General features: G+C 37.9%; 12 protein-coding genes. 5 read left to right on the forward strand and 7 right to left on the reverse strand.

From position 1 onward, the window contains the following. The first annotated feature begins 2 nt into the window (after nt 1-2). The gene (locus AA0017_RS17185; RefSeq protein WP_413376423.1) at nt 3-890 is read left to right on the forward strand and encodes a helix-turn-helix domain-containing protein; all 888 of its coding nucleotides are present in this window, start codon (nt 3-5) and stop codon (nt 888-890) included. 182 nt (nt 891-1,072) lie between these two features. On the opposite strand, the gene AA0017_RS17190 is transcribed toward AA0017_RS17185, so the two are convergent. Continuing rightward, nucleotides 1,073-1,201 (reverse strand): hypothetical protein, encoded by a 129-nt coding sequence (locus AA0017_RS17190; protein WP_413376425.1) that lies wholly within the window; start codon nt 1,199-1,201, stop codon nt 1,073-1,075. A gap of 398 nt (nt 1,202-1,599) precedes the next feature. Further along, entirely contained in the window at nt 1,600-3,015 is a 1,416-nt protein-coding gene (gene gndA, locus AA0017_RS17195; RefSeq protein ID WP_413376427.1) for an NADP-dependent phosphogluconate dehydrogenase, read from the reverse strand. 302 nt (nt 3,016-3,317) lie between these two features. Here gndA and AA0017_RS17200 point away from each other — a divergent pair, with 302 nt between their 5' ends. Then, nucleotides 3,318-4,193, forward strand: coding sequence for an SDR family oxidoreductase (locus tag AA0017_RS17200; RefSeq protein WP_413376429.1), 876 nt, complete (start codon nt 3,318-3,320; stop codon nt 4,191-4,193). Between the two features lie 114 nt (nt 4,194-4,307). Here the strand turns inward: AA0017_RS17200 and AA0017_RS17205 are convergent, their stop codons facing one another. Further along, nucleotides 4,308-5,618 (reverse strand): protoglobin domain-containing protein, encoded by a 1,311-nt coding sequence (locus tag AA0017_RS17205; protein WP_413376431.1) that lies wholly within the window; start codon nt 5,616-5,618, stop codon nt 4,308-4,310. Nucleotides 5,619-7,138: 1,520 nt separating this feature from the next. Between AA0017_RS17205 and AA0017_RS17210 the strand changes: the two genes are divergently transcribed. Further along, nucleotides 7,139-8,533, forward strand: coding sequence for an MDR family MFS transporter (locus tag AA0017_RS17210; protein ID WP_413382669.1), 1,395 nt, complete (start codon nt 7,139-7,141; stop codon nt 8,531-8,533). Nucleotides 8,534-8,637: 104 nt separating this feature from the next. After that, on the forward strand, nt 8,638-9,081 hold the full coding sequence (locus AA0017_RS17215) for a YwnF family protein (protein WP_003322460.1): 444 nt from the start codon (nt 8,638-8,640) through the stop codon (nt 9,079-9,081). Nucleotides 9,082-9,143: 62 nt separating this feature from the next. On the opposite strand, the gene AA0017_RS17220 is transcribed toward AA0017_RS17215, so the two are convergent. The 4 genes from AA0017_RS17220 to AA0017_RS17235 all read right to left on the reverse strand — a co-directional run bounded on the left by AA0017_RS17220 (nt 9,144) and on the right by AA0017_RS17235 (nt 12,864). Then, a complete protein-coding gene (locus AA0017_RS17220) occupies nt 9,144-9,908 on the reverse strand; it encodes a GTP pyrophosphokinase family protein (RefSeq protein ID WP_413382673.1) in 765 nt (254 codons plus the stop codon). A gap of 20 nt (nt 9,909-9,928) precedes the next feature. Further along, nucleotides 9,929-11,095, reverse strand: coding sequence for a cation:proton antiporter (locus AA0017_RS17225; protein ID WP_413376434.1), 1,167 nt, complete (start codon nt 11,093-11,095; stop codon nt 9,929-9,931). Nucleotides 11,096-11,620: 525 nt separating this feature from the next. Beyond that, on the reverse strand, nt 11,621-12,373 hold the full coding sequence (locus AA0017_RS17230) for a Cof-type HAD-IIB family hydrolase (protein WP_413382676.1): 753 nt from the start codon (nt 12,371-12,373) through the stop codon (nt 11,621-11,623). A 152-nt stretch (nt 12,374-12,525) separates the two neighbouring features. Then, nucleotides 12,526-12,864 carry a winged helix-turn-helix transcriptional regulator gene (locus AA0017_RS17235; RefSeq protein ID WP_413376435.1) on the reverse strand — a complete coding sequence of 113 codons (339 nt, stop codon included), beginning with the start codon at nt 12,862-12,864 and terminating at the stop codon, nt 12,526-12,528. Between the two features lie 124 nt (nt 12,865-12,988). Here AA0017_RS17235 and AA0017_RS17240 point away from each other — a divergent pair, with 124 nt between their 5' ends. Next, nucleotides 12,989-13,849, forward strand: a complete 861-nt coding sequence (locus AA0017_RS17240; RefSeq protein WP_413376437.1) for a VOC family protein — start codon at nt 12,989-12,991, stop codon at nt 13,847-13,849. Nucleotides 13,850-14,447 lie beyond the last annotated feature (598 nt).

A 14,447-nucleotide genomic window follows, 5' to 3' on the forward strand; every position in this document is an offset into this window, starting at 1 on the left:
GGGTGATTTCAATTAACATCGATACGATAGGTAAGAACATTAAGTTTTACCGCTCTCTCAAAGGCCTTACTCAATGTGAATTAGCGGAAGGAATTTGTACACAGGCACAAATAAGTAATATTGAAGCTGGAAAATTCATCCCACTATCGACCACACTCCATTCCATCTCTAAACGACTCGGTGTCGATATGAATCATTTTTTTCAAGCAGGTGACAATCCGCAATATGACTATATTCAAGATTTTATTCAAGAGATTAGACGAAACACCGTGGACAGAAAATATCAAGAAGTTTATAAACTGATTTTAGCCGAAGAAGGTAAACCGTTATTTGATAGCCCTGATATGAAACAATTTATTTTATGGCATAAAGGTGTAGCCATTGCTTACGTTTTCAAAGACTACACTCTCGCTCTCAAACTATTATTTCAAGCTTTAGAATTAACCTATAACGGAAAAGGGAGTTATTCTCAAGAGGAAATTCAAATTCTCAACTCTATCGCAGCGGTTCATGAATTAAAAGGAGAAGTTAAACTGTCCATTGATTATTATGAGCGCGCTTTACAGCAAACAAACCATATTCCAGACCTAAACCCTCGAATTAAAGTTCGTCTATTATATAATTACGCCATTGCAGAAGCAGTATTAAAAAACTTTAAACATGCGATAGAATTAGCTGATAAGGGAAGAAAACTTTGTATTCAAAATGGATTACTATATCTTTTAGGTGAATGTACGTATCATAAAGGGTATTGTCTATTAGTCGAAGATAAAACAAACCAAGGAAAAGAACTGATTGAACAAGCCATCGTCCTATTTCGACTAGAAAAGAAAGATGAGTTAGTCAATATTGCCGAACAACAAGTAAAAGAAGTTCTTACTAAAGTATAGTAAGGGCTTCTTTTTGTCCACAGCCCCTCAATAATGGCCTAGATTCGCATCCTAATTTCCCCTATCCAACCGTTTCATTAACCAACCTTTCGAACAATACTCTTCCTAACAAAAAAAGACCACTCAAAGGTCGAATAACCTTGTGAAATAGTCTTTTTCATCTCGTGCGTATTCACTTATAATTAATGAGCATGTGGTAAGATATTAATGACTAAGCTGTCTACTGCTAAAGCTGATGGGTCTGCTAAGACTCCAGCTCCGATTAGTACAGCACCAATAACAAACGCTGCGATTAGTTTCTTATTTTTCATCACTCACTCACCTCTCTTCTTTTCTACTAACCCTAGTATAAACATTAATTATCCCTAATGAATTTCCATTCTCAGTCGATTGCTAGGACTTATGCCTAGAAAATATGGGTATTTTTATCATTTTCGAATATATTATAAACTTACTAATAACAACATTTTTTTCTGATTTTTTCAAAAATATTGTCTATCTTTGTAATATCAATTTATAATTTTTCATCAACTTATCAATCATAACACTAATCGCCATGTTATGACAATATATTCAGAATATATCGTTCGGCATATCCTACGATTCATAAAATATTGTACCAAACCGTCCGACCTACTTAATAGATAAATCAAGGTCAAAAAAACCACCCTTTCCTAATCACATAGAAAAGAGTGGATTGATATTGCTTTTATTTTTCAAACCATTCTGTGTGGAAAACGCCTTCTTTATCAATACGTTGATACGTATGTGCTCCAAAGTAGTCACGTTGAGCTTGTAATAAGTTAGCTGGTAACGTCTCAGTGCGATAGCTATCATAATAAGCAAGTGCACTTGAGAAAGCAGGTACCGGAATACCAGACTGAATCGCTAATCCTAATACTTCACGTAATGAACCTTGATAGTTTTCTACAATTTCTTTAAAGTACGGATCCAATAATAGATTCGCTAAGTTAGCCTCATTATCGTATGCTTCTTTAATTTTTTGTAAAAACTGAGCTCTAATAATACAACCACCACGGAAAATCATCGCGATATCGCCGTAACGTAAATTCCAATCATTTTCTTCAGATGCTGCTTTCATTTGAGCAAAACCTTGTGCATATGAAACAATTTTACTCATATAAAGAGCTTTACGAACCGCTTCAATAACGGTCTTCTTGTCACCAGCAAAAGGTTTAACCTCAGGTCCAGACAATACTTTACTCGCTTTCACACGCTCTTCTTTCATTGCTGAAATAAAACGTGCGAAGACCGATTCCGTAATAACTGGTAATGGAACACCTAAATCAAGGGCTGACTTACTTGTCCATTTTCCTGTTCCTTTTTGACCAGCTGTATCTAAAATAACATCAACAAGTGGTTTACCTGTTTCCTCATCTACTTTTGTAAAAATATCAGCTGTAATCTCAATTAAGTAGCTGTCTAACTCACCTTTATTCCATTCAGCAAAAACTTCATGAAGCTCGTTCGCCTCTAAGCCTAATAAGTTCTTTAGAATAAAATAGGCTTCAGATATAAGTTGCATGTCGCCATATTCGATACCATTATGTACCATTTTAACATAATGACCAGCTCCGTTTGGCCCAATATAAGTCGAGCAAGGTTCGCCGTCAACTTTTGCTGAAATAGCGGTTAAGATTGGCTCTACCAACTTGTAAGCTTCCTCTTGTCCACCAGGCATAATTGAAGGTCCTTTAAGAGCTCCTTCTTCCCCACCGGAAACACCTGTCCCAATAAAATGAAGGCCTGCTTCTTCTAATTCTTTATTACGACGAATCGTATCCTCATAATAAGTATTACCACCATCGATAAGGATATCTCCTTTTTCAAGGAATGGTTTTAACGATTCAATCGTTGCATCTGTTGCAGCTCCCGCCTTAACCATTAATAAAATTTTACGAGGAGACTCTAGTGATTGCACAAATTCCTCAATCGTTTTTGCCCCTTTAAAATTTTTACCCTCTGCTTCATTTTTTAAAAATTCTTCTGTTTTATCAAATGAACGATTAAAAACAGATACAGAGTAGCCGCGACTCTCAATATTTAAAGCGAGATTTTTGCCCATTACAGCTAAACCAATAACACCGATTTGTTGTTTTGACATAACGCTCACACACCCTTTCTATCCATTAACCCTTAATATAAGGATCATTATCCAACTGTTCCGTAAAGATTATACCATAACAAATCAAGCTTTACTCATAATAGACAGTTTTTATAAACGCTTACAATTAATTATTTTCTTCATGTTTTAAATTTTTATTGAATAGAACGTTTTCATTCAAAAAGGAATAATTTACTTCTAGTAAAGAGAAACTACTTATGCTTAATGGTGGTTGTTTTCTTTTAAGAAAATCGGGAAATGAAAGAATCATACCGTCCATCATCATATAAGGGAGCGATTTTATGAGTAAACAAGATTTTAGTCAAATGCAAACTTCAGGGCAACCAGGACAAACACAAAGACAACCCGGATATGAATCCGAGATGAACCCTAAACCAATATTCGATAATCTTAATTATGTAGGAAGTGGAAAACTTCAAAATAAAATCGCCTTAATTACGGGCGGTGATAGCGGTATTGGACGAGCAGTCGCGATTGCCTATGCAAAAGAAGGGGCTTCAGTTGTAATAGTCTATCTTGATGAACATGAAGATGCCGTGGAAACGAAAAAGATCGTGGAAGCCAAAGGGAGTAGATGTGAACTGATTAGTGGAGATGTCGGCGATGAATCTTTTTGTCATCAAGCCGTTCAAAAAACCATCGATACTTTTGGACAACTTGACATCCTTGTAAATAACGCAGCTGAACAACATTACCAAACAAAAATCGAACAAATCTCATCTGAACAGCTTCATCGAACCTTTCAAACCAACTTCTTTGCTTACTTTTATTTTATTCAAGCCGCCATGCCCCATTTAAAAAAGGGTAGTACAATCATCAACACAGCTTCTATTACCGCCTATAAAGGAAATCCAGTGTTAATCGATTACTCGGCAACAAAAGGAGCGATTGTTTCTTTAACACGCTCTCTTTCCGAGAGTATCGTATCAACCGGAATTCGAGTTAATGCCATTGCTCCTGGACCAATTTGGACGCCATTAATTCCAGCCTCCTTCCCCGCATCTGATGTCGCTAAATTCGGTGTCGATACGCCAATGGGAAGACCAGGACAGCCAGCTGAACTAGCAGCTGCCTATGTTTATTTAGCCTCGGAAGATTCTTCTTACGTATCTGGACAAGTGCTTCATATTAATGGCGGGACGATTGTTAACGGATAAGTGATCACGAGGAGGTTAGCGAAAATGTTCGCTAACCTCTTTTTTTCTACATTCTAAAAAGGGACACCCTAACGGACATCCACTTTTAAGTGTTCATTTTCTTTTCGGACTATATTAGTGCTCACCGAGTAATTCTAATTCTTTTGCAGAGCTGGAAACTTCTGTCGAGGCTTTGTCTATTTCTCCTACGGCTGTTACAAGGCTCTCTAACTCTTTTTCCATTCGTCCATTTTGTTCTTTTAACTTCTTCATGGCAGTCCAAATTTCATCGAAGGACTGCTCAGTTTCTTTCATACCCTCCCTGCCGCTCCCAACGACAGATCGTACTTCAAACACACGCTCTGATACCGTTTCAATTTGTTCATTTGTTCTTGTAATGAGTTCAGATACATTACTCGTTGTGCTTTTCGTTTGTTCTGATAGTTTTCTAATCTCATCCGCAACGACGGCGAAACCTTTTCCATATTCTCCGGCACGGGCCGCTTCAATGGACGCGTTTAACGCCAACAGATTTGTTTGTTCGGCGATTCTTTCGACGATATCAATGACATTATGGACTTCTGCTGCAAAAGTGGTCAAACGCTGTGAGCCATTCGCAATTTCTTCAATACTAGTCATAACCGTTTCCATATTGTTAGCTTGTTTAGTCATTTGCTCTTTCCCGTTAGTAGCATGTCCCTCTGCATTGTTCGCCAATTCGGCTCCCTGTTTCGCTAATCCACCAACGGCTCCAGCTTGAGTTGCGAGTTCTTTTACGGCATATTCACTTTCCGTCGAAACGCTTGCCAAAGCTGTGGCGTGCTCATTTAATTTTTCAATGATTTGATTTTTTTCCCTTTTTTCCAACTCGTGTAGTCGTTGATTTTCTTTTTCATACTCTTCTAATACGAGTTGCTGCTCAAAATTAATAATGCGATAAATCGTGGTTAGTGCTCTGACAGAATCTAAACCATTATGACGCTGTTCCTCCACCAATTTTGTAAACATGATTAGTAATTGATTATAGGCAGCCACATACCATTTACTTTCCAAACCAACCCGTACATGAGCTTTCGCAATCCGTGAACGCTTTTCCACAAATTTAGCATCAATGTCTTCACTAAACAGCTCTAAAATATGGATTTTTAACGTTTCCTTTAAGCGCTCGACCGTACTATGCCTTTCAATAATTTCTAGTAAATTCTCTTGCTCGATAATAATCGAATAAAAACGTTCCGTAATTTCATCGAGTTGTTCTTCTACAAATGGCTTTAACCAACGAAGTATCCGCATATCCGTTTCATTAACCCCTAAATAGCTTAAGCTTTGATAAACCTTAAAGTATTTCATAGCATCTTCATTTAGTTCAATGGAATTTAATTGTTTTAACCATTCTGCACTTCGGTCATTGGCATGTTTTAGTTTTTTTCGATTGAATAAACTCATCTTTATACCCCTTTTCGTTTCGATCACGAGTCAGAAAGCTCCTCTTTATTATATCGACACTTCTTTCAGATTTATTACTAATGTTCTAGTATATTTATCCCGTTTTTTTAAAATTGCGTATAGAGAAATAAAGAAAACTCTATACCACTTAACTCACCTTTCGCATCGAGAAAATCCGTTCAACTAGTTGGCAGAGCGAAAGGGAAGCTCTTAAACAAATGCCCTTGACACGTTTGAAAAGCGAGAACGCACTATCACACCAAACGGATAAACTGTGCATTAAGAAAAAAATAATAGGCTGCCCTCCGGCGGTCGCTCCCAAAACCATACTCCGCGTCCTGCAGGAACCTGGCGAGCCTCCTCGGTACACCTGTGGGGTCTCGCTCCACGGTTTATTCCTGCGGGAGTCTCCGTATGGTTTTGTCCGCTAAGTGTAGGGGATAGGCTTGATGATATGGCCATTCTCAATCAGCTATTTCTAACGCAGAAGGACCTTCTTCTTCACTTTGTTGGTTATGGAACTAAATAGGTCGTTGCCACCTATTTTTTTCCTGAGTCTGCCGTCATGAAAAGACATGATTCAAATCGAAACAAGCTCGATCATCTAGCTAACGTACAGAGCATCAACACTGATTTGGCTAATGTACTTTGAAGTAATGACTGTTTTTTTATTCAATGAGAAAACCGAACCTAGATTCGATTCCAGTATCTAGCGGACAAACAGACACGGAGACTCCCGCAGGAATAAACCGTCCAATGAGACCCCGCAAGCGTGCTGAGGAGGCTCATGAGGTTCCGGCAGGACGCGGAGTGTCTGTTTGGGAGCGACCGCCGGAGGGCATGAAACAAGTAGAGCATAAATCACTCCCATGTCTGGTGTCTGTTTGGTAGCGCACGCCGAGGCGCCTCATTTTAGTGAACAGTTTCCTTCAACAGCAAACGAAGAGATGTGTTCAGACTGTCAACGATTGAGTCGTTCATGTAAAGTCAATTTGAGTATGGTACCGCCCTAAAATCAATCTCTATCAACGGTTAAGAGTCAATCATACTCTGCGAAAGTTGAGCACTTAATAAAAAATACACAAATCAAGTTTTTTATTCGAAAATTCTTAAAATATATAAATTAGGAGGAGACTGTTGCCAACTGGACAATGACGAGTTTAAATAAATAATTAATTAACCAAGGCTGGGACAAAACGAGTAAAATGTTACCAGTCTCTTTTCTTTTTAAATATAAACCCTTACTCAAGTTCAAATAATTGACGCTTTCTTCATAACTCATTATCATTATCTAGACTGTTAAAAGCTTACTTATCTTGGAAGCAAATATTTGAGGATAAATACACCTTTATGGTTATGCTAAAAAATGACTTGCCCCATTCATTTCAAGCCATAATCAAACAGTGCATGATTCGATTAATACTAAAGAACCACTTTAGTGGAGGAGGAACATTGTGAATACTGGAACAACTGAAGATATAAAATTTAAAGAGCGACCGGATATCAAACGAGCTCCGATTATGATTGCTCTTATTATTGGTGCTTTCTTTGCGATTTTGAACGAGACCTTATTAAACGTTGCCTTAACAAAGCTTATGGAGGAATTCCAAGTTGGCGAAGCGACGATTCAATGGTTATCGACTGGATTTATGTTAGTTGTCGGGATTTTAATTCCGGTATCGGCTTTACTAATCTCTTGGTTTACAACGAGACAAATGTTTATTGGCGCCATGGTTTTATTTACTATTGGAACGATAATTAGTGGTATTGCCCCCAATTTTACCACGTTATTGATTGGCCGATTAATTCAAGCAAGTGGAACCGGATTATTGCTACCGATAATGATGAATACAATTTTAGTTCTTTATCCACCTGAAAAACGTGGAGCAGCAATGGGAACGATGGGTTTAGTTATCATGTTTGCACCAGCACTCGGACCCACCCTATCAGGAGTTATTCTTGAAGCGTTAAACTGGCGATGGTTATTTTTTTCCGTTATACCTTTTGCCCTCTTTTCGATTATTTTCGCCTTCATTTTCTTAAAAAATGTAACCGATGTAACGAAACCAAAAGTAGATATTATTTCAATAATTCTTTCCACTTTAGGCTTTGGTGGAATTGTCTTTGGATTTAGTAGTGCCGGAGAAGGAACTGGTGGTTGGGCGAATCCAGAAGTATATGGCACGATTATCATCGGGGTTCTCTCCCTTATTTTGTTTGTTTGGAAGCAATTAAAGATGGAAGAACCGATGTTAGACGTTCGTGCTTTCAAATCACCTATGTTTTCGCTCACGACGATTCTCCTCATCATTGTGATGATGTCAATGTTTTCAACGATGATATTAATTCCTATGTTTTTACAAGGAGCAATGGCACTTACAGCTTTCGCAGCTGGTTTAGCTTTGTTACCAGGGGGTCTTCTGAACGGATTAATGTCACCGATTATGGGAAGATTATTTGATAAGTTCGGACCAAAATTTTTAGTTAGACCTGGAGCTGCATTACTCGTAATTGTCTTATTTTTATTTACGACGATTACGACGACTACACCGGTCTATCTGTTTGTCATTTACCATTGTTTATTAATGGCCTCGATTTCAATGATTATGATGCCTGCTCAAACAAATGGTTTAAATGAATTACCAAGAAAATATTATCCTCATGGAACAGCGATCTTAAATACTCTTCAGCAAGTAGCAGGTGCAATTGGCGTTGCCTTGTTTATCAGCATTATGTCAAATGGAAGAAGTAATTATCTAATAGACCATGTTACTGGTGAGCCTACATTAAATGATTTTGCTATGAGCTTAACAGCCGGTGTGCAGGCTGCCTTTAAAGTAGGTCTTATATTTGCGATCGTTGCCTTGATTTTAACTTTCTTTATCAAAAGAACGACAGGACCAAAAGATATTTAATTAAAATTTAGACAATTTCTTGTGTGTTTCATTTGTCCTAAGTGGGTATTGTACTTTATACTAGGAGTAGGAAGATCATTTCTTGTGAGTTGAGGAGGAATACCATGAATCCTTTTTCAATCAGGCAAGCACCTGAATTTATCCAAAAAGAAATTCAAGAGATTCAAGAACATATCGCTCCAATGTTAAAGAAGAGCCTTGGCTTTAGCTTTGTCTCCTTCCCCTTAATTGGATTTTCGATTATTAACATTTTCTTTTTAGTAGCAATTGTTCCTGATACAGCACCAAAGATGATTCCTATCGTCCTTTATGCCATTTTGGGAGCTTTAGGCTTTGCTCTATTAAAAGAGTCTTCAATTAAAACTAAAGAGGTACACCGTACAGGTATTGCATATATGAAGAATCGAATTGAAAAAAGCTCCAATGTAATGGAAGATGTAAAAAAACGATACATTCGCTCATTGGAAGAAGAGCCACAACAAGCGATTAATGTCTTTTGCGAATTTTTAACGTATGAACATAACCGTAGTCCCTTTAAGTCTAATTAATAAAAGCCTAAGCTATTTTCAAGCAACAAATCGTTGTTTGATTCTGGCTTAGGCTTTTTTATTTATTTTTTTCCTTCTGTTATACCTTCCAACTTTTTAATTAGATCATTTGGGATTTGTAGCCTCTGTCCTTCAACTCCAAAAATATCTAGCAAATGGTTTAAACTTTCATCTCCATCTAACTTCTTTATTTCAGAAACCTCTTTATGTAACTGCTCCATTTTACGATCGAGAGCTGCGGCAGTCGTGGCCGCTGTTTTCAACTCATCCGATAACTGTACAGGAATTTCTTTATTAAACTTATAATAAATTTTATGTTCGAGACTTGCCCAAAAGTCCATCGCAATCGTTCGAATTTGTACTTCTACACTTACAAGCTCCTCCCGATCAGACATATAAACCGGTACTTGCAAAATAAGATGCAAGCTTTGATAGCCATTCGGCTTTGGATTTTTTATGTAGTCCTTTGTTTCCAGTACGACAATGTCTTTTTGCCTTTTTAACATATCAGCAACTACATAAATATCCGAAATAAAGGAACAAGTAATTCGAATGCCTGCAATATCTTGAATGTTTTCCTTTATATTTTCTATCGAAAAGGATTGATTTTTTCGCATCACTTTTTTCAAAATACTCTCTGGTTCTTTTAAACGAGATTTCGTATGTTCAATTGGGTTATATTCGTGAATGTATTCAAACTCCTGCTGCAAAATATTGATCTTCGTTCCCATTTCATCTAATGCAAACTTATAGGCCATTAAAAATCTAGTCATTTCATCTTTGACCGCTTTTAATTGATTTAAATCAATGTTTCTCATCGAGCTCATATTCATCACTCACTTTTCCTTTATTGAGAGACTTCTACCCCATCCTTAGAACTCGGCTCTCCGTAAATTTTCTTAGATATATCGGGGGCAAATTGAAACAAGGCAATTCCGATCATAGCAGAGGCTAATATAAAGACACTGCTAAAAGCTTTTAATGATACAGAAGCTAGTGCCGCAATTATAATCGAAAACTCCCCTCTTGGGGTCAAGGATAGCCCAGCCCGCAATGAGACACGTTTCGACAAGCCATACCAACGACCACCTATTACACCGACCAGCAATTTAGCTAAAATCGACCAAATCAATATGACGAATAATAAGCCAAGCATAGGAACTCCTTCATTAAATTGAATCGTTGTTCCAAAATATAAGAAAAAGAGTGGCATTAATAAATCACGTGACCGAACGACAATTTGCTCAATCTCATGAGTTCTTCTCACTTCAGCCATCATAATTCCCGCTAAAAACGCCCCTAACACCTCTGATAAACCTAAATATAGAGCAAGTCCGCCATAAGCTAAGGCAATCCCTGTTACAAATAAAATAATACCATCCCCATTTACGTGCCGTCTAAAGAAAGGACCTAAATGGACAAAAACAGAGCGGCCAATTAATATCGCTCCTGCTACTAAAGCGATCACTTTTACGACTAACCAAGACATTGAAGCCAATGAGACAGCCTGCCCTGATGTAAGCCCAACTAATATGGCTACCATAATCGGGGCGACTAAATCCTCAAAGATAAGGATACCTAACATCAATTCTGATTCTGGATTTCCCATTCGATTGGAGCTTTCTAATAATTTTGCTGTAATCGATGAGCTAGTCGCATATACAACCGCTCCTACAATAAATGACGAGAGAAAATCAAGACCCATTAAAGCACTAATTAAAACCGTAACACCAAAACTAAGAACGACATCTAATACACCTGGTCCTAACACCTTTTTCGCAACCGTTAAAAGCTGCTTTATCGGGAACTCCATTCCAAGCATAAAAAACAATAATACAATCCCTATCTCACCAGCAAAATGTAATAAATGATTATCCGTTAACAAACCACCTAATACAATACCTAATAAAATAAAAAGAATGACACTTGGGATTCTAAATTTCGTCCCAAAATAACCAACAAAAAACAATAAAAGCAAGACAAGACCAGAGCCTAATAATTCATTAATCTCCAAAACGTAAATACCTCCTCCGTACAGATGCTTTCGAACTTTGGACGGTATTAAAAAAACATCCAAATCCACCTGCTCATTATATGTATAGAGAAACCCAGAACATCTCCAGTATTTTGATACCTTATTAAGGGTTCCAATTTTTCCCCATAAATATGCTTTGAATTGACAACTTTCACCAAAAAACGGTGATTTCCCACGTTTTCTCTTAATTTACTTAGAACTTGAAGATATTTTTTGCTTCTCCCATTAGCAATGCCCCTCACGTCGGCTGATGACAGGCGGATTTGTACTCTAATTTTGGCTAGCCGTGACTTTCATTACCTGTTGCTCGTTTTTCGTACCTTAATTAAGAAAATCGACTATTCTCACTACGAATCACTATTCAAAATATACACCTCTCTCCTCTTTTGCTTTTACTTTGAACACAAAAAAACCGAAGTAGATGCAGTTTTATAAACTCCATTTACTCCGGCTCCATTAACACTTTTTTATTCCATTCAGTTATTCAATCTTCAGCAAAATATTTCACTTACTTAATACAAATTGTTCAATCGCTTTGGCGACTCCGTCTTCATTATTACTCGATGTGACCCAATCGGCCGCTTCTTTCACTACATCTTGAGCATTGCCCATCGCGATGCCGTAGCCGGCTTCTTTTATCATCGCTAAATCATTTAAACTATCTCCGCATGCCATAACTTCATCCATCGTGATACCCAATTTTTCACAAACTTTTTTAATGGCGTTTGCTTTGTTAATGCCGATCTTGTTTACTTCAAGATTTAATGGATGGGAATTACTAATTTCATATCCCCCACGCTTGTTCAGCTCTTCTAAAAGAGCATCTCGAACCTCTTCGTTTTCAAAATGAAATCCGAATTTTAACCAAGAATGGTCAGCTGATTGCTCTGGGAACTCATTTCTCCATACTTTATGCTCGGTCACGGCCCAATAATTGGTACTATGAGCATTCATTAATCCATACAAATGTTCAATATCTTCATGCGTAAGGGTCGCTCTTTCCATGATATCACCAGCGGGATTCCAAATTTCACTCCCATTCACAGTGATGTGATAAGAATCCAACTTTAGAGCCTCTTTATATTCCTTGCTTGTTAAAAGAGAACGACCTGTACTTAAGATGATATGAACCCCTAACTCTTTTGCGGCTTGAATTGCTTTTTGATTTCCCTCCGAAATTTCATGATTGGTATTGAGCAATGTTCCATCCATATCAAGTGCAATTAATTGAATCTTTTTGTTTCTCTCCACAATTATCGCCCTTTCTGTCAATGTTTTTTTCTATTTCTCCCTTTAGTGTATCGTACCCAGAAAAAAAGTACAAAAAAGCTGACTACTCCTTTCATGTACTTTTTTCAATTAACCTGAATTAAAAAAGCAATCAAGCTCTAATCCTGATTACCCTTAAATCAATTTCCATTATCTGTTTTTAATTTTTCTAAGTGGCGTGTATGCCTTTGACCCCATTCATCCATTGCTTCTAAAATCGGTATGAGTGATTGGGCATATTCTGTTAATGAATATTCTACTTTAGGAGGTACTTCTGCATACACCTTTCTAGTCACGATATCCTGTTCCTCTAAATTTCGAAGTTGTGACGTGAGCATTTTTTGAGTAATACCTGGAATAGCTCTTTTTAATTCATTAAACCGCATCGTTTCATTTTGGATCAGCTGATACAATATTTTATGAGTCCACTTCCCAACTAAAACCTCTAACGCTGTATCTGCTTTACAAGATGCTGACATGCTCCTCACCTCTACTCTCTAATAGTATACTTTTTTATACTATAACACCTTTTTGTGCGTACTTTCCAACTTAGTCGAGTTCAGGCATACTTTGATTAAGAAAAACTAATAGAGGTGATTTTCAATGCCATATACCCTTCACCCAGCAATCAAGCTAGGCGAATTTCAAATTAAAGTAAGTAAACTAGAACGTTCCATTGAATTTTATGAGAAAGTCATTGGTTTTAAGCTGTTAAAACAAGAGGCAAACAAAGCTTATCTTACAGTCGATGAGAAGAACCCTTTGCTTATTCTTCATGAAATTGATGACGCAAAAGTCCTTCCACCTAATCGTACGGCCGGTCTTTACCACTTCGCTCTTTTGCTACCTTCTCGAGAAGAGCTTGGTTTATTAGTAAAAAATATTCTCTCTTATAAGATCCCTCTTGGTTCAGGAGACCATTTAGTCAGTGAAGCCTTTTATTTATCCGATCCTGACCAAAATGGCATTGAAGTGTATGTAGACCGTCCTAAGGAGAACTGGAAAAAAAATGAGGATGGCCATTATATAATGACAACAAAGCCTGTTGATGCTCAGTCCATGCTTGACCTCGTTCTTCATGACCAACTTCAGAGCTTACCATCTACTACTAAGCTTGGACACGTCCATTTCCATGCTCATTCAGTAAGAGAGTCTGTTCAATTTTACAGAAAGATCATTGGATTTGATGTTACCTTAGATATGAGTAGAATGGGGGCTGTCTTTATGTCTGCTGGCGGCTATCACCACCACATTGCCGTCAATCGTTGGGCAGGTGAGCGAGCACCATTAAGACCTGCTGCTGCAGTAGGGCTCGACTATTATACGATCGTCCTTCCAACAAAAGAAGAAATGAATCAATTCGAGCAACATCTTCAATCGCAAAATATCAACTATCACGTTAAGCAAGGAGAATTATCACTCATTGACCCCAATGGAATCCAAATTCGAGTTGTTACTGATTAATATTTTTTGAAAGATTTCGCTAGTTTGAGACATGTTAAAATCCTGTATGTGCACACAGGATTTTTCATTGAAATATAAAGTTCTTCTGCTCAGAACATAGAATGTGCCAAAAGCACATTCTAGCGACAAGATTCCTAAGTTAAGTTCCACAGTTTGCGTCATATTTGGTGATTTACGACTCGCCGCTCACTCTGTATCTCACATTTCGCGTCGTATCCTCAGCTTTGCGACTCGCTGCTCACTTTGTATCCCACATTTCGCGTTGTATCCTCCGCTTTGCGACTCGCCGCTCACTTTGTATCCCACATTTCGCGTTGTATCCTCCGCTTTACGACTCACCGCTCACTTTGTATCCCACATTTCGCGTTGTATCCTCCGCTTTACGACTCACCGCTCATCTTATATCCCACATTTCGCGTCGTATCCTCCGCTTTGCGACTCGCCGCTCACTTTGTATCTCACATTTCGCGTCGTATCCTCCGCTTTGCGACTCACCGCTCACTTTGTATCTCACATTTCGCGTCGTATCCTCCGCTTTACGACTCACCGCTCATCTTATATCCCACATTTCGCGTCGTATCCTCCGCTTTACGACTCA

It is taken from the genome of Alkalihalobacillus phoenicis, assembly GCF_047302405.1.
Classification (GTDB): domain Bacteria; phylum Bacillota; class Bacilli; order Bacillales; family Bacillaceae_D; genus Alkalihalobacillus.

Coding starts and splice junctions, on each gene's coding strand:
- AA0017_RS17190 (WP_413376425.1), bottom strand. CDS start 1,201: ATGAAAAATAAGAAACTAATCGCAGCGTTTGTTATTGGTGCTGTACTA.
- gndA (WP_413376427.1), bottom strand. CDS start 3,015: ATGTCAAAACAACAAATCGGTGTTATTGGTTTAGCTGTAATGGGCAAA.
- AA0017_RS17200 (WP_413376429.1), top strand. CDS start 3,318: ATGAGTAAACAAGATTTTAGTCAAATGCAAACTTCAGGGCAACCAGGA.
- AA0017_RS17205 (WP_413376431.1), bottom strand. CDS start 5,618: ATGAGTTTATTCAATCGAAAAAAACTAAAACATGCCAATGACCGAAGT.
- AA0017_RS17210 (WP_413382669.1), top strand. CDS start 7,139: ATGATTGCTCTTATTATTGGTGCTTTCTTTGCGATTTTGAACGAGACC.
- AA0017_RS17215 (WP_003322460.1), top strand. CDS start 8,638: ATGAATCCTTTTTCAATCAGGCAAGCACCTGAATTTATCCAAAAAGAA.
- AA0017_RS17220 (WP_413382673.1), bottom strand. CDS start 9,908: ATGAGCTCGATGAGAAACATTGATTTAAATCAATTAAAAGCGGTCAAA.
- AA0017_RS17235 (WP_413376435.1), bottom strand. CDS start 12,864: ATGTCAGCATCTTGTAAAGCAGATACAGCGTTAGAGGTTTTAGTTGGG.
- AA0017_RS17240 (WP_413376437.1), top strand. CDS start 12,989: ATGCCATATACCCTTCACCCAGCAATCAAGCTAGGCGAATTTCAAATT.